This window comes from Actinotalea subterranea (genome assembly GCF_008364845.1).
Taxonomy (GTDB): domain Bacteria; phylum Actinomycetota; class Actinomycetes; order Actinomycetales; family Cellulomonadaceae; genus Actinotalea; species Actinotalea subterranea.
Genome location: NZ_VTTP01000012.1, coordinates 90,521 through 109,510, shown reverse-complemented (window position 1 = coordinate 109,510; position 18,990 = coordinate 90,521). Strand labels below are relative to the sequence as shown.

Annotated in this window: 21 protein-coding genes and 1 riboswitch; of the genes, 5 read left to right on the top strand and 16 right to left on the bottom strand. The window is 73.9% G+C overall.

From position 1 onward, the window contains the following. Positions 1-42: 42 nt before the first annotated feature. Positions 43-291 carry a DUF4235 domain-containing protein gene (locus tag FZ988_RS16565; RefSeq protein WP_149205145.1) on the bottom strand — a complete coding sequence of 83 codons (249 nt, stop codon included), beginning with the start codon at positions 289-291 and terminating at the stop codon, positions 43-45. Between the two features lie 171 nt (positions 292-462). Continuing rightward, complete coding sequence (locus tag FZ988_RS16560) at positions 463-903, bottom strand: hypothetical protein (protein ID WP_149205144.1); 441 nt, start codon at positions 901-903, stop codon at positions 463-465. 63 nt (positions 904-966) lie between these two features. Next, a riboswitch (TPP riboswitch) is annotated at positions 967-1,087 on the top strand. 95 nt (positions 1,088-1,182) lie between these two features. On the opposite strand from FZ988_RS16560, the gene FZ988_RS16555 reads away from it, so the two are divergent. From FZ988_RS16555 to FZ988_RS16540, 4 genes are all read left to right on the top strand, one after another. Next, a complete protein-coding gene (locus tag FZ988_RS16555) occupies positions 1,183-2,343 on the top strand; it encodes a thiamine ABC transporter substrate-binding protein (RefSeq protein WP_149205143.1) in 1,161 nt (386 codons plus the stop codon). Between the two features lie 70 nt (positions 2,344-2,413). Continuing rightward, positions 2,414-4,147, top strand: coding sequence for an ABC transporter permease (locus tag FZ988_RS16550; protein ID WP_149205142.1), 1,734 nt, complete (start codon positions 2,414-2,416; stop codon positions 4,145-4,147). Further along, complete coding sequence (locus tag FZ988_RS16545) at positions 4,147-5,235, top strand: ABC transporter ATP-binding protein (RefSeq protein WP_149205141.1); 1,089 nt, start codon at positions 4,147-4,149, stop codon at positions 5,233-5,235. Before FZ988_RS16550 ends, FZ988_RS16545 begins: the two co-directional genes overlap by 1 nt. Before the next feature lie 169 nt (positions 5,236-5,404). Beyond that, positions 5,405-6,157, top strand: coding sequence for an SRPBCC family protein (locus FZ988_RS16540; protein ID WP_149205140.1), 753 nt, complete (start codon positions 5,405-5,407; stop codon positions 6,155-6,157). Positions 6,158-6,195: 38 nt separating this feature from the next. Here the strand turns inward: FZ988_RS16540 and FZ988_RS16535 are convergent, their stop codons facing one another. The 12 genes from FZ988_RS16535 to FZ988_RS16480 form a co-directional block, all read right to left on the bottom strand. Continuing rightward, complete coding sequence (locus tag FZ988_RS16535) at positions 6,196-7,479, bottom strand: RNA polymerase sigma factor (protein ID WP_149205139.1); 1,284 nt, start codon at positions 7,477-7,479, stop codon at positions 6,196-6,198. 1 nt (position 7,480) lies between these two features. Next, positions 7,481-7,828: a YciI family protein gene (locus tag FZ988_RS16530; RefSeq protein ID WP_149205138.1), complete on the bottom strand. Its 348-nt coding sequence runs from the start codon at positions 7,826-7,828 to the stop codon at positions 7,481-7,483. Further along, positions 7,825-8,226 carry a YciI family protein gene (locus FZ988_RS16525; protein WP_149205137.1) on the bottom strand — a complete coding sequence of 134 codons (402 nt, stop codon included), beginning with the start codon at positions 8,224-8,226 and terminating at the stop codon, positions 7,825-7,827. The genes FZ988_RS16530 and FZ988_RS16525 overlap by 4 nt, the downstream gene beginning before the upstream one ends. 115 nt (positions 8,227-8,341) lie before the next feature. After that, positions 8,342-8,941 carry a YdeI/OmpD-associated family protein gene (locus FZ988_RS16520; RefSeq protein ID WP_149205136.1) on the bottom strand — a complete coding sequence of 200 codons (600 nt, stop codon included), beginning with the start codon at positions 8,939-8,941 and terminating at the stop codon, positions 8,342-8,344. A 76-nt stretch (positions 8,942-9,017) separates the two neighbouring features. Next, positions 9,018-9,869: a DUF4241 domain-containing protein gene (locus FZ988_RS16515; protein WP_188079152.1), complete on the bottom strand. Its 852-nt coding sequence runs from the start codon at positions 9,867-9,869 to the stop codon at positions 9,018-9,020. Between the two features lie 97 nt (positions 9,870-9,966). Next, complete coding sequence (locus FZ988_RS16510) at positions 9,967-10,725, bottom strand: ABC transporter permease (RefSeq protein ID WP_149205134.1); 759 nt, start codon at positions 10,723-10,725, stop codon at positions 9,967-9,969. After that, positions 10,722-11,810, bottom strand: coding sequence for an ATP-binding cassette domain-containing protein (locus tag FZ988_RS16505; RefSeq protein ID WP_149205133.1), 1,089 nt, complete (start codon positions 11,808-11,810; stop codon positions 10,722-10,724). Before FZ988_RS16505 ends, FZ988_RS16510 begins: the two co-directional genes overlap by 4 nt. Positions 11,811-11,944: 134 nt before the next feature. After that, positions 11,945-12,595, bottom strand: coding sequence for a PadR family transcriptional regulator (locus FZ988_RS16500; RefSeq protein WP_149205132.1), 651 nt, complete (start codon positions 12,593-12,595; stop codon positions 11,945-11,947). A 148-nt stretch (positions 12,596-12,743) separates the two neighbouring features. Further along, positions 12,744-13,763 carry an LLM class flavin-dependent oxidoreductase gene (locus tag FZ988_RS16495; RefSeq protein WP_149205131.1) on the bottom strand — a complete coding sequence of 340 codons (1,020 nt, stop codon included), beginning with the start codon at positions 13,761-13,763 and terminating at the stop codon, positions 12,744-12,746. A 127-nt stretch (positions 13,764-13,890) separates the two neighbouring features. After that, the gene (locus FZ988_RS16490; RefSeq protein WP_149205130.1) at positions 13,891-14,721 is read right to left on the bottom strand and encodes a tryptophan-rich sensory protein; all 831 of its coding nucleotides are present in this window, start codon (positions 14,719-14,721) and stop codon (positions 13,891-13,893) included. 164 nt (positions 14,722-14,885) lie between these two features. Beyond that, on the bottom strand, positions 14,886-15,530 hold the full coding sequence (locus FZ988_RS16485; protein WP_149205129.1) for a hypothetical protein: 645 nt from the start codon (positions 15,528-15,530) through the stop codon (positions 14,886-14,888). Positions 15,531-15,633: 103 nt separating this feature from the next. Beyond that, positions 15,634-16,074 carry a MarR family winged helix-turn-helix transcriptional regulator gene (locus FZ988_RS16480; RefSeq protein ID WP_149205128.1) on the bottom strand — a complete coding sequence of 147 codons (441 nt, stop codon included), beginning with the start codon at positions 16,072-16,074 and terminating at the stop codon, positions 15,634-15,636. A 110-nt stretch (positions 16,075-16,184) separates the two neighbouring features. Between FZ988_RS16480 and FZ988_RS16475 the strand changes: the two genes are divergently transcribed. Further along, the gene (locus FZ988_RS16475; RefSeq protein WP_149205127.1) at positions 16,185-16,763 is read left to right on the top strand and encodes an isochorismatase family protein; all 579 of its coding nucleotides are present in this window, start codon (positions 16,185-16,187) and stop codon (positions 16,761-16,763) included. Between the two features lie 74 nt (positions 16,764-16,837). On the opposite strand, the gene FZ988_RS16470 is transcribed toward FZ988_RS16475, so the two are convergent. Beyond that, the gene (locus FZ988_RS16470) at positions 16,838-18,115 is read right to left on the bottom strand and encodes a HipA domain-containing protein (protein WP_149205126.1); all 1,278 of its coding nucleotides are present in this window, start codon (positions 18,113-18,115) and stop codon (positions 16,838-16,840) included. Then, a complete protein-coding gene (locus FZ988_RS16465; RefSeq protein ID WP_149205125.1) occupies positions 18,112-18,732 on the bottom strand; it encodes a helix-turn-helix domain-containing protein in 621 nt (206 codons plus the stop codon). The genes FZ988_RS16470 and FZ988_RS16465 overlap by 4 nt, the downstream gene beginning before the upstream one ends. Positions 18,733-18,990 lie beyond the last annotated feature (258 nt).

Here is an 18,990-nt window from a genome sequence, read left to right as displayed (position 1 = left end):
CGCTTGGCTCAGTTGAGGGACTCGGCTCAGTGAGGAACTGGCTCAGCTGAGGAGCTTGGCGGTGCCGCGGGTCGCGAGCACGCGCGTGAGCGCGACGACGGCCCCCGTGATCGCCGCGGCGAGCGCGACCTCGCCGAAGCGTGCGTCACCCTCGTCCTCGGGCTTCGGGGGCTTGTGGCCGACGGTGGCCTTCCAGGCCCCCGTCACGATCTGCTGCGCGGCCCAGGCGGCGGCGAGCGCCACGCCCAGCCCGACGAGCTTGGCGATCATGCCTTCCTTCTTGTCGGCCACGAGTGCCTCCCTCTCCGGTCGTGTCGTCGTGCGGCGCCTGCGTGGGCCGCCCCACGGCCGCGACGGCCCGCGGGGGTTCCCCCGGCGGTGCCGGTCGACGCCCTGGCCCTCACGCTAGTGCCGTGCCGACGCGTGCGCAGGGCGGGCGTTCGGCCGCGGCCGGCCCGCCGCTCAGTCGGCCGGGGACCAGACGTACAGGTCGAGGCCCGCCTCCCGGGCCTGCGCGGCGAGGGCCGCGACGGCACGCACCCGCGGCAGGAGGTCGGTGTCCGGCTCGCCCATCTCCTCCGACGCGGCCCAGGCGCGGGCGACGTCGTCGGGCGCCTCCGGGTCCTCGGGTGCGGCGAGCTCGGCCATGACCTCCGTCCAGAACGCGGGCATGCGCTGGAGCTGGTCGTGATCGAGGTCGACGTCCGCGGCCTCCAGGTCGCCGGTGCCGAACCGGACCGCGCGGGCGGCGATCTCGCCGAGCACCTCGAGCTCGAGGGCGGTGAGCCCGGGGAGCCCGACGTGCGGCTCGGCGGCGCCCGGGTCGCGGCCCGCGTCGAGGGCGTCCGCCCTGGCCAGCGCCTGGGTGTGGGTTGCAGCGAAGAGCTGTGCGAGCACGGCCATGGTCCCTCCCGGGTCGATGCTCGGAGCGTATCCGGACCCTGGCGGCGATCGCGGTAGGGTCGGTCCGAACGACAGGGGAGCGTCGCCCGGCATGCCGGGCACAGGGCGCTGAGAGTGCGGGCGACCGCAGACCCTCGAACCTGATCCGGTTGGTACCGGCGTAGGGAGTCGGGAACGTCTCAGGACCCCATCCGTGCAGCTCACGGTCGCGTCCGCTCGTCGGGCCGCCGTGGGTGCGCGGGTGGAGTCCCCCCTCCTGCAACCGACGAGGAGGACGACATGGCGAGAGATCTCGCAGCCGGCACGACCGCGACCCCGCGGGCCGGCAGCACGACGGACGCGGCGCCCGGGGCCCGCACGGCACACGGGCGGCGACTGGCCGCACCGGCCACGGTGGTCGCGGTGGGCCTCGCGCTCGCGGGCTGCTCGGCGATCGGGGCCGACGACGGCGGGCAGGACGCGACCGCGAGCCCCGGCGAGGAGGGCGGCACCGTCGTCCTCGTGACGCACGACTCGTTCCTGCTCAGCGACGACCTCGTCGCCCAGTTCGAGGCCGACACGGGCCTCACCCTCGAGACGGTCGCGCCCGGCGACGGCGGCGCCCTCGTCAACCAGCTCATCCTCACCAAGGACGCGCCGCTGGGCGACGTCGTCTACGGCATCGACAACACGTTCGCGTCGCGCGCCATCGCCGAGGGCGTGCTCGAGCCGTACACGTCGCCGGCCGCGAGCGACGACGTCGAGCAGTACGCGGTCGACGACGAGGGCCACCTGTCGGCGGTCGACGTCGGCGACGTGTGCATCAACGTCGACCACGAGTGGTTCGCGCAGGCCGGCATCCCCGAGCCCGTGACCCTCGAGGACCTCACGGCACCCGAGTACCGGGACCTGCTCGTCGTGACGAACCCCGCGACGTCGTCGCCGGGCCTCGCGTTCGCGCTCGCCACGGTCGCCGCGTTCGGCGAGGACGGCTGGCTCGACTACTGGGCTGCGCTCCGGGACAACGGGCTCAAGGTCGTCTCGGGCTGGTCGGACGCGTACTACGTCGACTTCTCGGGCCCGACGAGCGAGGGCGACCGGCCGCTCGTCCTGAGCTACGCGTCGTCCCCGCCGTACGAGGTCGCCGAGGGCGCCACCGAGGCTCCGACGGGCGCGCTGCTCGACACGTGCTTCCGTCAGGTCGAGTACGCGGGCGTCCTCGCGGGCGCCGCGAACCCCGAGGGTGCGCGTCAGGTGGTCGACTGGCTGCTCAGCCCCGAGGTCCAGGCGGACATCCCCGAGAGCATGTACGTGTACCCCGTCGACTCGGGTGTGACGCTGCCGGAGTCGTGGACCACGTACGCGCCGCAGCCCGAGGAGCCGTACACGCTCGACCCGGAGACGATCAGCGAGAACCGGGACGACTGGATCCAGGCGTGGACGGACACCGTCGTCGGGTGACCGCGTGACGGGGATGACCGGGTGACGGGGACGGCCAGGTGACGGGATGCCGGGGTGACGGGGTGACGGGATGACGGCGGTCGCGGCCGCGCGGTCGGGCGTCGTCGCCGGGCGCGGCGGGCGCCTGCTCGGCCATGCCGGGTGGGCGCTCGCCGTCGCTGCGCCGCTCGCGTTCCTGGGCGTGTTCTTCGCGCTGCCCGTCGGCACCCTCGTGCTGCGCGGGTTCGTGGCCGACGGCGCGCTCGACCTCACCGGCTTCACCGAGGTGTTCAGCCGCCCGCGCACGTGGCGGATCATCGGCCTCACGCTCGCCCAGGCGACGGTGGGCACCGCGATCTCGGTCCTGCTCGGCCTGCCGGGTGCGCACCTGCTCTACCGGCGGGAGTTCCGCGGTCGCGGGGTGGTGCGGGCGCTCGTCGTGGTGCCGTTCGTGCTGCCCACCGTCGTCGTCGGCGTCGCCTTCCGGTCCGTGCTCAGCGACTCGGGGCCGCTGGGCGCGCTCGGCTGGGACGGGACGTTCGCGGGCGTCGTCGCCGCGCTCGTGTTCTTCAACTACTCCGTGGTCGTCCGGACCGTGGGTGCGTTCTGGGTGCAGCTCGACCGTCGTGCCGAGGACGCTGCCGCTGCGCTCGGCGCGCCCCCGTGGCGGGTGTTCACGTCCGTGACGCTGCCCGCGCTGACGCCCGCGATCGCGTCCGCCGCGTCCATCGTCTTCCTGTTCTGCGCGACGGCGTTCGGCGTGGTCCTCGTGCTCGGCGGCACGCGCTACGGGACCGTCGAGACGGAGATCTGGGTGCAGACCGCCCAGTTCCTCGACCTGCGCGCCGCCGCCGTGCTGTCCGTGGTGCAGCTCGTCGTGGTCGCGGGTGCCCTCCTCGCCGCCGGCCGTGCACGGGACCGGCGCGAGCGGGCCCTGCAGATGACCGCCCCCGAGCGCGCGAGCCGTCCGCCGCGACTGGCCCTGCGCGGGCCGGGCCGTCGGGCCGGTGACATCGCGGCGGTCGCCGTGACGGGCGCCGTCGGCGTGCTGCTGCTCGCGCTCCCGCTCGCGACCGTCGCCGTGCGCTCGCTGCGGACGCCGACGGGGTGGGGCCTGGACAACTACGCGAACCTCGCGACCACCGGGGGCCGCAACGCCCTGAGCGTCACCGTGTGGGAGGCGACCCTCACGTCCCTGCGCGTCGCGCTCGACGCGACGGTCATCGCGGTCGTCGTCGGCGGGCTCGTCGCGCTCGTCGTGTCGCGGCGACCCCGCGCGCGGGCGCGTCGGCGGGCCGTGCGCCTCCTCGACGCGGTGTTCATGCTCCCGCTCGGCGTCTCCGCCGTCACCGTCGGCTTCGGGTTCCTCGTGGCGCTGCACCGGCCGCTCGGACTCGACCTGGACCTGCGTTCCTCGCCGCTGCTCATCCCGATCGCCCAGGCCGTGGTCGCGACGCCCCTCGTGGTCCGCACCGTGCTGCCCGTGCTCCGCGCGGTCGACAGCCGGCTGCACGAGGCGGCGGCCGTCCTCGGAGCCTCGCCGGCGCGCGTGCTCGCGACGGTCGACTGGCCCGTCGCCGCGCGCTCGCTCGGCCTGGCGCTGGGGCTCGCGTTCGCGGTGAGCCTCGGCGAGTTCGGCGCGACGTCGTTCCTCGCCCGCCCCGAGCGGCCCACCCTGCCGGTGGTCATCTTCCGGCTCATCGGGCGGCCGGGCGCGGAGAATCTGGGCATGGCACTCGCCGCGTCCGTCGTCCTGGGGCTGCTCACCGCGACCGTGATGAGCCTCGCCGAACGGTTGCGGCACGGCTCGAGCGTGGAGATCTGATGGCGCACGACGGTTCACCTGTCGCACCGGGTGCTGCTCCGGGCGCGTCGGCGCACCCCACGTCAGCGACCGGTCGGGGGCTCGCGGTGCGTGACGTCGTCGTGCACTACCGGGACGACGACGGGACGGTCGCGACGGCCGTCGACGGGCTGAGCCTCGACGTCGCGCCGGGCGAGGTCGTCGCGCTCCTCGGCCCGTCCGGCAGCGGCAAGTCGAGCCTCCTGCGCGCGATCGCGGGCCTCGAGCCCGTGTCTGCCGGGACCATCGCCTGGGACGGCGCCGACGTGGCCGGCACGCCCGTGCACCGGCGCGGGTTCGGCCTGATGTTCCAGGACGGCCAGCTCTTCGCTCACCGGGACGTCGCGGGCAACGTCGCGTACGGGCTCGAGATGGCGCGCGTCCCGGTGGCCGAGCGTCGCGCGCGCGTCGGTGAGCTGCTCACCCTGGTGGGACTCGACGGGTTCGAGCGGCGCGACGTCGCGAGCCTGTCGGGCGGCGAGCGGCAGCGTGTCGCCCTCGCGCGCTCGCTCGCGCCCCGGCCCCGGCTGCTGCTGCTCGACGAGCCGCTGTCGGCGCTCGACCGGGCGCTGCGCGAGCGGCTCGCCGGCGACGTTCGTGCGGCGCTCACCGCGACGGGCACGACTGCTGTGTTCGTCACGCACGACCACGACGAGGCGTTCGCCGTCGCGGACCGCATCGCCGTGATGGACCTGGGCCGGCTGCTGCAGGTCGCCGCCCCGGCCGAGCTCTGGCACCGGCCCGCGTCGCGCCGGGTGGCCGAGTTCCTCGGGTACGAGGCGTTCGTCGGCGGCTCGTCGCGCGTGGGCGGGCTCGTGGGCGCATCGTCGGAGGCGCTGCTCGCCCTCGGCCCGGGCTCGTTGCGGCGGGAGGCCGACGGTCCCCTCGTCGGCACCGTGCGCTCGACCGGGTTCCGTCGCGGCGTGACGGAGCTCGTCGTGGACGTCGAGGGACTCGGTGAGGTCACCGTCGTCGAACCGAGCCGCGCGGACCCCGCGGGCGTGCCGGGTGCGGGCGAGGCGGTCCGCCTCGGTGTGGACGACGACGCCGTGGCGCGCGTCGCGGGGTAGGCCGGGGCCGGCTCGGGCGTGGTGCGGCCGCCGCTGGAGCTGCTCCGGCGCAGGCCGGGGCCCTGTCTCGCGCCCGATGATCCTGGTCGCGCGGCGGGGCACGCGGTGCCATGCTCGGATCGCGGCGGAGGGGGGCTCTGGGTCGCGCACGCAGGTGACGGGAGGATCCATGGCCGAGCAGCAACGCGTCCTGGTCGACGTGCCAGTGGGTGCCCCGCCCGACGTGGTGTGGTCCGCCCTGCGGGACCCGGCACTCGTGGGCCGGTGGTTCGGGTGGGACTACGACGGGCTCGCCGCGGAGATCCGCGAGATCTTCGCCGAGCAGGCCGACGCGGACGACGACGTCCGGACGCTCTCCTGGCCCGACGGCGACCGCATCGTGGTGACGCCCGCCGGCGAGGGCACGAGCCTCCAGGTGCTGCGCGCGGGTCACGGGATCCCCGGGGCGTCCGACGAGGTCCCGTTCGACGGCGTGTACGACGCCGTCGACGAGGGCTGGATCACGTTCTCGCAGCAGCTCCGGTTCCTCGTCGAGCGGCACCGGGACCAGCCGCGCCGCACGATCTCCGCGCACGGGCTCGACCTCGGCCCCGAGGACAGCCCGCTGCTGTCGCGCCTGGGGCTGCGCGAGCTCGGCGGCGAGTCCGTGGGCGGCGGCTACGAGGTGCGCCGGGCCGACGGCACGACGTTCTCCGGCGAGGTGTACTTCCAGACCGACCTCCAGATCGGCCTCACCGTTGCCGAGGAGGACGACGCGCTGCTGGTGGTCGCGCGCACACCACCCGCGAGCGCCCCGCCGAACGGCCAGGTGATGTTCGTGCTCAGCACGTACGGCTTCGACGACGCGCGGTTCGCCGAGGCCGAGCGTCGCTGGTCGGGGTGGTGGGGGGAGGGCACCGCGGACCAGCACGGCGCGGAGTAGCGGCGCGGGACCTGGCGGCACCACGGGCCGTGCGGCGCTCAGACGGCACGGGCTGCTGCGGCCGCGCGGTCCTCGAGGTGACGGCGCTCGGTGTCGCTGCGCACGAGCATGAGCGCGCGCTCGAACTCGTGCGCGGCCTCCTCGGCCCGGCCGAGCCGCAGCAGGAGCTCGCCGCGGACAGCGGGCGGGCGGTGGTGGTGCGGGAGCGCGTCGTCGAGCCCGTCGAGGAGCACGAGCCCCGCGGCCGGGCCCCACGCCTCGGCGACCGCGACGGCGCGCGCGAGCCGGACGACGGGGGAACCGGTGTGCGCCTCGAGCGCCGCGTAGTGCTCCGCGACGACCGACCAGCGCGTGTCGGCGGCAGTCGGTGCGGTCGCGTGCTCGGCGGCGATCAGGGCCTGCAGGCGGTACTCCTCGGCGAGGCCCGACGCGGGGCCGAGGTCGCGCAGCACGGCGAGGCCGGCCTCGATCTCCGCGCCGTGCCACCGCCCACGGTCCTGCTCCGGCAGGAGGACGAGGGCGCCGTCGGAGTCGAGCCGTGCGTCCCGGCGTGAGTGCTGGAGCAGCATGAGCGCGAGCAGGGAGCGCACCACGGGGCGCCCGGGCAGCTGCTCGTCGAGCAGGCGCGCGAGTCGGATGGCCTCGTCGCCCAGGTCCACGCGGAGCCCACGGTCGCGCGGCCCCGGCTGGTAGCCGGCGGTGAAGACGAGGTAGAGGACGGCGGCGACGACGTCGAGCCGCTCGTCGAGCCGGTCGGGTGCCGGCGTGACGAACGGGATGCCCGCGGCGGCGAGGCGCTTCTTCGCGCGGGTCAGGCGTGCGGCCGCCGTCGGCTCCTGGAGCAGCAGGAGCGCGGTGATGTCGGCCACGTCCAGGCCGACGACGAACCGCAGCGTGAGCGCCACGCGCGCCTCGGGTGCGAGAGCCGGGTGGCAGCAGGTGAACACGAGCCGGAGCCGCTCGTCGGCGAGGTGGGAACCGGGGTCGGTGGTGGCGGCGGCCCGCTCGCGCAGCTCCGTGTCGACGACCATGAGGGGCTGCTTGCGCCGCCGGACGGCCTCCGACCGGAGCACGTCGAGCGCGCGCCGTCGGGCAGCGGTGAGGAGCCACGCGCCCGGTGACGCCGGCACGCCCGACGTCGGCCAGGTGCGGGCCGCGGCGGCGAACGCGTCCGCGACGGCGTCCTCGGCGACGTCGGGCCGGGCGGTCTGGCCGATGAGCAGGCCGACGAGCCGGCCCCAGTGCTCGCGCCAAGCGAGCTCCAGGGCCGGCCCCGCCTCGGCCGGGTGCGCCCCGCCGGACCCGTCGGACGTGCGTGCCACGTCAGTCCAGGTCCAGGACCGGGCGGATCTCGAAGGCGTAGTGCTCGGGCAACTCGCGCAGGGCCTCGGTGACGGCGTCGACGTCGGGCGCCTCGAGCACGTAGAAGCCCCCGAGCTGCTCGACCGACTCGGCGAGCGGCCCCTCGGTGACCTCCAGGTGGTCGCCGTGGCGTCGCACCATCGTGGCGACCGCGACGTCGGTCAGCGCCTCCCCGCCGACGAGGGTGCAGCCCCGCTGCGGGGCCTGCGCCGCGAAGGCGGTGTGCTGGTCGATGATCGCCGCGCGCTCCTGCGTGGACGCGTCACGCCAGACCGCCTCATCCCCGTGCATGAGGACGACGAACCTCACGGGGTCGCCGTGCCTGCCGCGGTCGGGGTCTCGGACTCGCGGTCCTCGTCCGTCACGATCGGGCGGATCTCCGCCGCGCCGTCGCCGATGATCAGGGCGCACAGGCGCGCGAGGTCGGCGACGTCCGCGGTACGGACCTGGTAGAAGCCCCCGAGCTGCTCGACGGTCTCGGTAAACGGCCCCTCGGTGACGAGCACGTCGGCGTCACGGCGCCGGACGACGAGCGACGTCTCGCTGAGCCGGAGCTCGGCGCCGCCGACGATCTCGTGGCCGTGCTCGGCGCAGAGCCGGCTGAACTCACCGTGCTCGCGGTAGGCCTGCGTGCGGGCGGCGTCGTCGGCCTCGCGCCACGGTGCCTCGTCCCCGTGCAGCAGCACGACGTACTCCTGTGCGCTCATGTGTCCTCCTCGGTCCCGACGGCGCCCCGGTGGCCCCGTCGGCATCATGACGTGCGAGGTGCCCGCGAATCGACAGCCAGGGCGGACGAGTTCCGCGGCGATCGCGGCGGCGGCGTCAGAGCCCCTCGGGCCGCTTCTTCTGCGGGTGCGGGGTGCGCCCCTCGGCGAGGTCGGCGACGAACTCGCGGATCTTGCGTTCCCGCGTCTCGGTGCGCTTGACGGAGTGGATCCGGTAGAGGATCGCGAAGCGGTTGCCCGACGTGAGGGCGTCCCACCACGCCTGTGCCCGCGGCTCGGCGGCGAGCGCGGCAAGGAGATCAGGTGGCGTCTCGATCGTCGCCGGCCCCGCGTACGCGGCCTCCCACCGGCCGTCGGCCTGGGCGGCCAGGACCTGCGCACGGCCGGCCCCCGTCATGCGGCCCTCGGCCTCGAGCCGCCCGACGCGCTGCACGTTGAGCGCCGACCACCGCGAGCGTGCGCGCCGTGGCGTCATCCGCTGGGCCGACGTCTCGGCGTCCCTCGACCGCGCCTGGCCGTCGATCCACCCGAAGCACAGGGCCTCGAGCACCGCCTCCTCGTAGGTGAGGGAGGTGACGGTGCCGCCCTTCTTCGCCAGGGCCAGCCACACGCCGTCTGCCGTCGCGTGGTTGGCCTCGAGCCAGGCGCGCCACGCGGCGGAGTCGGGGACGACCAGCTCGGGCAGCTCGGGTGGCATGCGCCCATCGTGCCGGTCGCCACCGACACGCACCGCCCTCGCTCCCTACACCGCCTCGCTGCCCGCGAAGGCGCCGTCAGCCCGTGCTCTCCTCGCCCTCGATCGCGGGCGGCTCGCCCGGCAGACCGCTGAGGACCCACGGCACCACGAACCCGTGCGAGACGACGCTCACCACGTCGCCGTCCGCGCCGTAGCCGAGGTACGTCGGGTAGCCGCCGTCACCCCACCCCGCGCTGAACAGCACGGCATCCACCGTGCCCGCCGCCTCGCGCAGCACGCACACGGTGCCTGACGCCGAGTCGCCGTCGGGGTAGAACGCGTCGATGTACGCGTCGATCTGAGCGAAGTCCGCGTCCGTCCCCGTCGCCGGCGCGTCGGCCGTCGCGACCACGCCGCCGTCCCCACCGTCGGTGCCGAAGCCGAGCGCCGGCTCCTCCGCCCACCGCACGGGCGGCTCGGGCGAGACGCGGACCTCCACGAAGGCCACGCGACGGCCCGACGACGGGCTGTCGAGCACCTGGAGCGTGACGGGCGCCGTCACCGTAGCGTCGGAGACCGTGCGGGTGGCGGGCACGGTCGCCGTCGCCGCCTCGTACCCGTTGCCGAAGCCGATCTCGCCGTCGGGGATCGTGAGGTCGACGGCGTGCTCGACGACGAGCGTGCCGTCCGGGATCTGCTCCGCGAGGTCGCCGGCGAGCGCACGGTCGGTGGCCGTCAGCGCGTTCGGGCGGAGGTTCGTCGACGCCGGGTCGGCGGGCTCCCGGTCGCACGCGACGAACTCCAGGGGCGTCCCCGTTCCCGTCGGGGACGTGTCGGTCAGGGGTGCGAACGACGGCTCCGTCGTCGGCCCGGCCGGCAGGGTCGCGCAGCCGGCGACGACCCCGAGCGCCAGGACCGAGGCCGCCCCCCGCAGGCTCGTGCGCTTCACGCGCACGAGCCTGCCATCGAGAGGCGGCGTCGTCGTCGGCCCTGGTACAGGTTCACCCCGATGGCTCAGGTGCCTCGGGCTCCAGGCCCGTGCTGCGTCAGGCGTTCTCGCGGCGGAACGTGGCGGTGCCCCACCAGAGGGCGAGCACGAACATGGCGACCGACCAGCCGATGCCCCAGCCGAGCGCGTTCGTCGCGAAGTCCCCGGCGAAGGAGGACCGCACGGCGTCGACCACGTGCCGGATCGGCATGAAGTCGCTCGCGCGCTCGAGCCACGCGGGCCCGATCGTCATGGGCAGCAGGATCCCGGAGAGCAGCAGCACGGGCATCATCACCATGTTGATGACGGGTGCCATGACGTCCTCGGACTTGGTCGTGAGCGCGAGGGCGTTCGACGCCGCCGCGCACGCGCCGCCGAGCAGCAGCGTGAGAGCGACACCCAGCACCATGCCGGTGCCGGACGCCACCATGCCCATCGCCCAGCCCAGGGCGATGAGGATGAGGGCCTGGACGAGGAGCTGGAGCAGGTCCCGGTAGAGGCGCCCGACGAGCAGCGCGGTGCGGCTCGCGGGCGTGACGCGCTCGGCCTCGATGACGCCCTCGCGCCACTCGCCGATGAGGCTGAACCCCGCGAAGAACGCCCCGAAGATGCCGAGCTGGACGAGCATGCCGGGCACGAAGAACGTGTAGGCGTTCTGGGCGCCGAACTGCCCGATGAGCGGCTCGAGCAGCGGCCCGAAGAGCAGGAGGTACAGCACGGGCTGGAGCATCCCGATGATCACCCAGGCGGGGTTGCGCAGGTTCATCCGGAGCTGGCGGCGGAAGACGATGAAGCTCTCGCGGAAGAAGGTGCTCATCGGACGGCTCCCTCGGTGGTCGGGGCGGCGGGTGTCGCGGTGGGGGTGCCGGGTGGCGTCGGCGGCTGGACCTCGTGCTCGCCGGCGCGGGGCTGCCCGTCGGTGCCCGACGGCGCGGACTCCGCCTCCCGGAGCGAACGTCCCGTGAGGGCCAGGAACACGTCGTCGAGCGTCGGGCGGTGGACCTCGACGGACTCGAGGTCGATGCCTGCGCCGTCGAGGTCGCGCAGCAGGCCCTGGATCGCCCGGCCGGCGCGCGGCACGCGGGCACGCACGTGGCCGTCGACGACCTCGACGCCGCCGGGCCCGGGTGCGAGCACCGCGAGCTTCTCCGCGGCACGCGGGATCAGTGCGGGGTCGACGAGCTCGAGGTCGACGAGGTCGCCCGCGACCTGGGCCTTGAGGTTCGCCGCGGTGTCGGACGCGACGACGCGGCCCTGGTCGATGATGACGATGCGGTCGGACAGCGCGTCGGCCTCGTCGAGGTAGTGCGTGGTGAGCAGCACCGTGACGCCGAGCCTGTCGCGCAGGTCGCGGATGTGCTGCCAGAGGTTGGCGCGCGCCTGCGGGTCGAGGCCGGTGGTGGGCTCGTCGAGGAACACGAGGTTGGGCTCGTGGATGAGGCCCATGACGATGTCGAGCCGGCGCTTCTGGCCGCCGGACATGTTCTTGGGCATGCGCGTCCACAGGCCCGGCAGGTCCATCTGCTCGAACAGCCGCTTGCCCCGCTCCTCGACGACCCGGCGGGGGAGGCCGTAGAGCATGCCGTGGTCGACGACCTCGTCCCCGGCGCGGGCCCCGCTGAAGGCGCCGCCGGCCTGCGAGACGTAGCCGATGCTGCGCCGCACGTCCTCGGACTGCGTCGCGACGTCGTAGCCCGCGACGCGTGCCGTGCCCGCGGTGGGCTTGAGCAGCGTCGTGAGGATGCGCAGGGTCGTCGTCTTGCCCGCGCCGTTGGGTCCGAGGAAGCCGACGACCTCGCCCTCGGCGACGTCGAGGTCCACGCCGTCGACCGCGCGGACCTCGGCCTTCTGCCTGCCCTGTCTCGTATGGAAGGTCTGGACCAGACCTCGCGCTTCGATCATGTGTTCATCTCCCTGCGATATTCAAACTTGAACACGGGCCATCCTGGGGACCCGCCGGAGGTGTGTCAACGGCATTCCGCAGAGGTGAGACCGGGCTCGGCGCCCGTTCTCATCGGGGTCGGCCCGGGTGCGGGTCAGCCCTGGGCGCGCAGGATCGCCAGGTAGCGGTCGCGGTCGGCGGCCATCTGCCAGCCCGGGTCGTCCGTCGACGGCTGCCAGGCCATCGGCTCGCCCCGGAACGACAGGCCGCCCCGGCGCACCAGCCCGGCCATGTCCTGCACCCAGGTGCGCTCGAGCTCGGCGATCCCGAGCTGGAGCTCGAGGATGTGCACGACGTGCGGCGGGGACGTCCCGGCCGACGTCGCCTCGTGCTGCTCACGCAGGTGCGCGATGCGCTCGCCCAGCCAGGCCGCACGCGTCTCGAGGTGCGCCGCGACGACGTCGCGCTCGAACAGCGAGCACATGCTCATCGCGGTGTGCACGGGCAGCGGGTTGAGCGGCTCGACCTCGGTCATCGCCCTCGCGAACAGGCGCTCGAGCTCGTCCTGGCCCGACGCCGTCGTCGAGTACACGGCGACCGTGCGCCCGCCGTCCTCGAGGTCGCGCCGCGTGACGTGGCCCTGCTTGGTCAGCGTCGAGAGGCTCGAGTAGATGGACCCCGGGTGGATGTGCGCCCAGTCCTCGACACCCCAGGAGAGCAGCTCGCGCCGGATCTGGTAGCCGTTGACCGGCTCGAACAGGCGCACGGCACCCAGGACGAGGAGCCGGGTCTCGGTGGCCGCCATGGCCGGAGTCTAGGTCCGACGGCCCGGCGGGGCGTCGTGGTCATCGGCAGCACCCCGGCGCGATGGTCGTCGTGCTCGGGCCCCACGAGGGTCCCGAGTCCTGCGCACGCGAGCCTCAGGTCTCGCCAGGGAAGCGTGCCGGGCCGCATCACGCCTGAGGTCGTGCGCTCGCGAGTGCGTCGAGGGCTGCCAGCGGATCCCCGCCGGCCGGGCTCATGACGACGCACGTGGCGCCGGCGTCGTGGCGCGCCGTGATCGCGGCGGCGACCTCGTCGGGCGTGCCCGCGAGCGAGAGGCGGGCGACCCACTCGTCGGGCATCGCCGCGACGAACTCCTGACGTGTGGAGCACCGGGCGCGGAGGGCGGCGAGGTCGTCGGCGAACGGAAGCGCCGCCACGTGCGGGGCGGAGGTGCGGTCGCCGACCCACACGAGCCCTGGTCGCACCGCCGCCAGTGCGGCCGCTGAGTCCGCGGCCACGGCTGCGACGTCGTAGACGATGACCTCGCGCGGCCCCTCGTCCGCCGGCGCTGCCCCCGTGAACCCCGCGGCGGAGCGGGCGGCGCGGATGTACTCCGGTGGGGACGGCTCGGCGAGCAGGATGCCCTCGGCGACCCGTCCGGCGAGCGCCAACGACTTGGGCCCGCGCACGCCGAGCACGACGGGCGGCACCACCGAGGGCACCTCCTCGAGCACGACGCCCTCGACGTCGACGTACCGTCCCGACGCCGGGCCGGGCCGACCGCGGAGCAGCTCGCGCACCGCAGTCGTGTGCTCGTCCAGCAGGGTCAGTGGGCTGGCCGGCCACGCGCCGACCGAGCGCATCCACCCGTCCATGCCGTGCCCGATGCCCGCGATGACCCGTCCCGGGAACAGCTGTGCGAGCGTCGCGACCTCCATCGCGGCGAACGCCGCGTTCCGCGCACCCGCCGGGAGGATGCCGATGCCGACGACCAGGTGGGACGTGCTCGCGAGGACGACGCCCGCCTGCGCGATGCCGCCACGGAACCCGAGGTCCTCCACGACCCACAGCTCGTCGAACCCGAGCTCCTCGACGCGGCGCGCGTAGGGGAGCACCAGGTCCACGGGGAGGTCACGCGGCAGCATCACCCCGACGCGCCTGGCGTCCAGCTCGGCACCGCGCTGCGTACCCGGTCCGGTGGTGGTCATCTGGGCGTCCTCCTCGTCGGGGCGGTCGCCGTGCGGCGGCGCCGTGCGTTCCGATGATCTCGTGGATCGCGCTGCTCGGGCGTGAACGCGGACGGCTCGTGCCAGTCGTGTCGGCGGCGCCCTGACCTCAGCGGCGGCGTGCCGTGAGGGTCGTGGCGACCGGTGCGAGCAGGGCGACGGCGGCTGCCACGAACGCCACCGTCCCGACCGTCTCGTCCACGAGCGGGCCGTTGGTCCGGCCGAGGCCGATCCATGCGAGGCCCCACGCCATCGCGAGGCCGATGGCCAGGACGACGGTCGGTCGACGGCGGCCGAAGACCGCGTAGGCGACGGACAGCGTGGCGGCAGCAGTCAGGACGACGACCGACCACGCGGTCGCGCCGAGCGCCAGGTCGCCGACGTCGGCGACCGCGAGGAACGCCGCGACGTTCGCGAGGGTCGCGACGCTCACCCAGCCCAGGTACAGGCCGACGGTCACGTCCGTGACGGTCGACGCCGCGGCGCGCGTGTGCGCGAGGCGTACGAGCCGGACGTAGATCACGCAGAGCACGGCGAGGAGCCCGGCGATGACCGCGACGCTGCCTGCGACGGTGCCTGCCTGCACGACCCCGATCCACACCGCGTTGAGCAGCATCGACGCGAGCACCCACCAGGACACGGCGCGTAGGCGCGTGTCGGCGCCGTGCCGGGGCAGTGCCTGCACGACGGCGAAGACGGCTAGGCCGGTGTAGATCACGGACCAGATCGAGAACGCCGGGGTGTCCGGGGCGAGCGGCGTGGCGGTGGCCGACAGCGCTCCGCCGGCGGCCTCGGCGATGGGCTGTCCGCCGAACGCGCCCGAGCCGACGGCCGCGCCGGCGATGGCCACCACCGCGCCGACGAGGACGGTGACCTGGCGTACCCGGTCCTGGGACGTGGTGCCCGTGGCGGTGTCGGACGCGGCGCGTGATGTGCTCATGGGAAGAGCGTCGCAACACTCAGCCGGCTGAGCATCCTGAACGCCCCGCCGGGGGGTCCGCCCGCTACCCGCTCCCGCGCTCGCAGCCGCCCCCCATTCTCGACGACCTGGCCGGTGATGGGAGCGGGGGTGGGGCCGGTGGCGGGGTGGGGTCGGTGCGGGGGTCAGCCCTGGTTCAGGGCGCGCATCAGGTCCGCGGCGACCGCCTCGGGCGTGTACTCCTCGAACGCGTCGGCCTCGAGCGAGGTGACCTCGAGCACGACGACGGCGTTCGCGGCCGCGTCGAGCAGCATCGCCGTGGCGGCGCCGTACTCCGGCTTCGGGTACCACCGCTGGTTGACGTGCACGTCGACGTCGCCGAGCTGCACCGTCGTCGTCTCGTTCTCCTGGTCGCCGTTGGTCGGCTGGTCGAGGAAGAGGTCGACGGTCTGCGCGGCGTCGCTCGCGGAGCCCGCCTGGATGACCTGGAGCTGCGCACTGAGCTCGTCGCCCCGGAACTCGCACACGTACCGGTAGGCGTCGGTGGCCGACGTGTCGTCGCCGTAGGGGCCCCAGCCGCTCATGTCTGTGCGACCCGTCGCGCCGTGGACCGTGACCTCGTCGGTCAGGACGCAGTCGGCGTTGCTCAGCACGGGTGCGGAGCTGCCGTACCCGTCAGAGTCCGGCCAACCCTCGGCCGTCGAGGTCAGCCACGACGCGGGGACGGACGCGACCGGCGTCGGGTCCGTGGACGGCTCGCCCGAGGCGGCCGAGCAGGCGGTCAGCAGGACGACGGGCGCGAGCGACAGCGCGGCAAGGCGGCGGGGCACCGGCACAGGATAGAGAGACGCGCGGGTCCCGTTGCTTCGCGAGGAGGTCCGGCGGCCGACGCGGTCGTCGGCACCGGCGCCTGCGCAGCTCGCAGGCAGGTGCTCAGTCGTGCCTCTCCGAGCGGCGCTCGTCCCAGGCGACGATGCGCGCGAGCAGCGGGACCGCGGCCGCGACCGTCTCCCTCTCCTGTGGGTCGAGAGCCTCGGCCAACGCCACGGTGAGCCAGTCCGTCCGGCGTCGGCGTTCCAGCTCCAGGGCGGCTCGGCCCTGCGCGGTCAGCACCAGGGGCGACTTGCGGGCGTCCTCCGGGTCCGTCGAGCGCTCGACGAGCCCCTCGGTCTCGAGCGCACGGACCGTGCGGGCCATCGACTGGGGCCGGACCCGTTGGGCGCTGGCGAGCTGGCTGGTGGTCAGGGCCCCCTCCCGTCCGAGGAGCCCGAGGGCGGCGGTGACGGCTTGGGGTCGCGGGTCCTCGGCTCGCCCGCGCCTGACGAGCCGGCCGAGCTGGAGGCGGAGCTCGGCCGCGAGCAGTGCGTTCTCCATATCTGCACCTTACGGCAAGCAAGCAGCGAGACTGCACAGTCTTGCTTGACATCCTGGTAACCGTCGATAGACAGTCTTGCTGTCCTTTGTGCCACGTATCAGGAGTCCACATGCCCGTCGACGTTCTCGATCCCGCCACCGCTCTCGTCCTGGTGGATCTCCAGAAGGGCATCACCGCTCTCCGCACGGTCCATGACCCGGCGACCGTCGTCGCGCGCGCCGCCCTGCTCGCGGACGCCGCCCACCGGGGCGGGCGCCCGGTCGTTCGTATCCGAACCCAGTTCTCGGCCGACGGGGGTGACCTGCTCCGTGGGCGCACCGACTCGCCCGGGCCCTCCGTCGTGCAGGATGCCGACTTCGCCGAGCTCGACCCGCGCGTCCCGCCAACGGCGACCGACCTGCACGTGACCAAGCGTGGGTGGGACGCGTTCGCCGGCACCGAGCTCGACTCGCGACTGCGCCGCCGCGGCGTGCGCTCGGTCGTCCTCGCTGGGATCGCGACGAGTGTCGGCGTGGAGTCCACCGCCAGGACGGCGCGCGAGCTCGGCTACGAGGTGGTGGTCGCCCATGACGCCGTCACGGACCTCGTCGCCTCGGCCCACGCGAACAGCATCGACGTGATCTTCCCGAGGGTCGCCCGGCTGGACTCCGCGGCGACGCTCGCGGGGCTTCTCGACCCGTCGACCTGAGCGGGTCGAACGACCGCGCCCTCGCGCGAGTCCCGGCGGCGTCAGGCAGGCCGCTCGCGGTGCGGATCCCTCCCCTACCGGCGCAGCTTCGAGATTCGCTCGCGCGCCTGCTCCACGGCCCTGTCGAGCACCTCGTGGTCCCCTGCTTCGTCCGCGACCTGCTCCCGGGCGTCCTCGATCGCCGGTTCCAGCCGGTCGAGGGCGCCGTCGATCATCCGGCGCGCCGCTCGTTCCCCGATGTCCCAGGCGCCCAGCTCGGCGAGCAGTGCCTCGTTCGAGAGATCCTCGATGAACGCCTCCTCCCCGATCCGCATCGACAGCTCCGGGCTCGCTCCCGGCAACGCGGTGGTCGGCACCACGTCGTACGCCGGTGCTAGCCGCACCCCCTGCTCCGGGTCCAGCAGCAGCGAGATGTTCTTTGCGTGCTGGTCGCAGTTGCCCAGCACCAGGGAGCTGGTGACCAGCTTGGCGAGCGCGCGCAGCTGGTCGATCGGAGCGTCCGCGTGCGACGACAGCACCCTGGCGATCTTGGCCAGGGACGGGGACAGCGGCTTCTGGGCCTCCTGGTACTTGCTCGTCGGGGAGATGCCCAACGCCTGGCACATGTCTTCCTGGTGGATCCGCACGAGCCGGTCGTCGAGGCGTTCACGGTCGAACCTCTCCACCAGGATGCCCGGGCGCGCTCCCACCTGTCTGAACTGCACCTCCGCGGTCGGCACACCGGCGAGCAGCATCGCGCGCATCGCGAACAGCTCCCCGTGGACGATCCCGGGCCAGCGCTCATCACCGTTGGGCTTCAACGGTGCGGGCTTGAGGATGTGCGTGGACGGGGTGGCTTCCAACGGGAGGCCCAGTCGGCCGGCCTGGTCGCGCACGAGCACGAGCTTCTCCTGCACGCCGCCGAGGGACACCCGCACGTGCTCGTCGGTGCCTACCCCGAACGGCGCGACCGCCAGGTCGTCCACGGTCTGCTCCAGCAGCGACTCGTCCAACCAGTGCACCCCGGCGCTGACCGGTAGATCCGTGTCCGGCGGGGTGATCACGACCGCGCCGGCGCACTCGCGGCCGATCCGGCTGAGCAGGCCCATCGTGTCGCTCTCCGCGACGCGGTACCGGTCGGCCAGGACCTTGCGCAGGCTGTCCTCCGGAAGCAGACCGTCGAGCCAGTACTGCGCGACGACCGATGGGTACGGTTCCCGGCGCACCGGCAGTCGGACGGACAGCGCGATCGCCCCGGGTCCGTATCGCTCGACCGCTTCGTCGGTGTACTGCAAGGAGACCGTCCCGATGCCGGCGTCCAGCAGGTCGGCCACGTGGACATCGTTCAACCAGATCCGCAGGGTCTCGTTCACTGCGGACCTCCCTGCGGCGGGAGCGTCGACGCAGATCGCTCGGTCTGGACGGCGTCAGGGAACGTCTCGCGCACCTGCAGCAGCACGCGACGCAACGACGGGTGCGCGATCGACAGGGCTTCCTTGCTGTACGCCAACCTGGCCACCGGGCCGACGAGCGAGTTCATCCGTCTCAGCTCGGGACCGGTCGTGCCCTCGCGCGCGAGCACCGCGCGCAGCGTCCGCAACCGTTCGGCGAGCTCGGGAGACCCGACGTGGGACGGGTCCAGCCTGTCCAACGCGTCGAGGAGCTGCTCGACGTCCGTCCTGTGGGCGCGCCTGGGTGGGGTGACGGGGCGTAGACGCTCCTCGCGCGCGGCCGGGTGGTTGCGCGGCAGGGCCAGCAGGTCCAGTCCGACGGACGACAAGGCGCGGACGAGGCGGCGCAGCTGGGTGGTCGCCTCCCCGGTCTCGAGACGCGACAGGTACGCCTGGGTGACACCGAGCTGGTCAGCGAGCTCGGCCTGGGTGATGCCCAGGTCCACGCGTCGCTCGCGCAGCCGCTGCGCCAGGCGTGCGATGGCCTGGTCCTCCTGCCGCTGCCCCCGCCCTTCGGCAGCGCGAACGTCCTGCTGCATCACCACTCCGGTTCGGGTTGCGGTTATCGGTGTCGAAGCCAGGGTAGACCCGAGTGAAGCGGATATCAGCATGAGCAACTCCGACGCTGGGGCTCTCATGCGAATAAACGCACACCACCATGTCCGGGTGTCAGACACAAGGATATCCGCATGGGAGCGTCGGGCAGGCCGTAGCCCCCCGCCCCGCAGCCTCCGCGCGCGCGGGAACAACCCCGCCCAACGGAGAGGTGAGTCAGACAGGCTCAAGTTTGGCGCCGC

Coding starts and splice junctions, on each gene's coding strand:
- FZ988_RS16550 (WP_149205142.1), top strand. CDS start 2,414: ATGACGGCGGTCGCGGCCGCGCGGTCGGGCGTCGTCGCCGGGCGCGGC.
- FZ988_RS16545 (WP_149205141.1), top strand. CDS start 4,147: ATGGCGCACGACGGTTCACCTGTCGCACCGGGTGCTGCTCCGGGCGCG.
- FZ988_RS16480 (WP_149205128.1), bottom strand. CDS start 16,074: ATGGAGAACGCACTGCTCGCGGCCGAGCTCCGCCTCCAGCTCGGCCGG.
- FZ988_RS16495 (WP_149205131.1), bottom strand. CDS start 13,763: ATGACCACCACCGGACCGGGTACGCAGCGCGGTGCCGAGCTGGACGCC.
- FZ988_RS16555 (WP_149205143.1), top strand. CDS start 1,183: ATGGCGAGAGATCTCGCAGCCGGCACGACCGCGACCCCGCGGGCCGGC.
- FZ988_RS16560 (WP_149205144.1), bottom strand. CDS start 903: ATGGCCGTGCTCGCACAGCTCTTCGCTGCAACCCACACCCAGGCGCTG.
- FZ988_RS16510 (WP_149205134.1), bottom strand. CDS start 10,725: ATGAGCACCTTCTTCCGCGAGAGCTTCATCGTCTTCCGCCGCCAGCTC.
- FZ988_RS16520 (WP_149205136.1), bottom strand. CDS start 8,941: ATGCCACCCGAGCTGCCCGAGCTGGTCGTCCCCGACTCCGCCGCGTGG.
- FZ988_RS16525 (WP_149205137.1), bottom strand. CDS start 8,226: ATGAGCGCACAGGAGTACGTCGTGCTGCTGCACGGGGACGAGGCACCG.
- FZ988_RS16465 (WP_149205125.1), bottom strand. CDS start 18,732: ATGCAGCAGGACGTTCGCGCTGCCGAAGGGCGGGGGCAGCGGCAGGAG.
- FZ988_RS16475 (WP_149205127.1), top strand. CDS start 16,185: ATGCCCGTCGACGTTCTCGATCCCGCCACCGCTCTCGTCCTGGTGGAT.
- FZ988_RS16540 (WP_149205140.1), top strand. CDS start 5,405: ATGGCCGAGCAGCAACGCGTCCTGGTCGACGTGCCAGTGGGTGCCCCG.
- FZ988_RS16500 (WP_149205132.1), bottom strand. CDS start 12,595: ATGGCGGCCACCGAGACCCGGCTCCTCGTCCTGGGTGCCGTGCGCCTG.
- FZ988_RS16490 (WP_149205130.1), bottom strand. CDS start 14,721: ATGAGCACATCACGCGCCGCGTCCGACACCGCCACGGGCACCACGTCC.
- FZ988_RS16505 (WP_149205133.1), bottom strand. CDS start 11,810: ATGATCGAAGCGCGAGGTCTGGTCCAGACCTTCCATACGAGACAGGGC.